This window comes from Vibrio sp. 378 (assembly GCF_033339435.1).
The window spans coordinates 1-513 of record NZ_JAWOUO010001213.1 but is presented as its reverse complement, the minus strand read 5'-3'; the positions used below and the strand labels follow the sequence as shown (position 1 = coordinate 513).

Genomic DNA, 513 nt, shown 5'->3' with positions numbered 1-513 from the left:
GAGAAAACGCGTCGCCAACTGCATGACGTGATTCAAATGCAAATCAACGCCTCAGACGAGCTAGCGACACTGACGGAAGTGATGACATTGAGTATGTCAGAAACTAAAGAGTCGGCGCAGGAAGAGTTCAACGAGATTGACCAACTGGCGACGGCCATGAGTGAGATGTCATCGACCGTACAAACGGTGGCTGATCATGCTCAAACGGCTTCTTCTTTGACGGAACAAGCTTCTACGCAAGCCGTAACGGGTCAACAGTTCTTGCAAAGTACAGTGGCGAAGATGAGCGAGCTATCTTCAGATATTGCTTCTTCTGCACAAGCCGTAAACCAAGTTGAAGAGCGTGTTGAGTCGATTGGTAGCGTAGTGGGTACGATTCAAGGCATTTCTGAGCAAACCAACTTGCTTGCTTTGAATGCGGCGATTGAAGCGGCGCGTGCTGGTGAAGCAGGGCGTGGTTTTGCTGTGGTGGCGGACGAAGTTCGTAACCTTGCGCAGCGCACGCAACAAGCG

1 protein-coding gene is annotated in these 513 nt (G+C 51.1%); it reads left to right on the top strand.

Annotated features, from left to right (window positions below):
- The coding region (locus R7Q48_RS31205) for a methyl-accepting chemotaxis protein (protein ID WP_318134299.1) at positions 1-513 on the top strand (513 nt) is incomplete at both ends.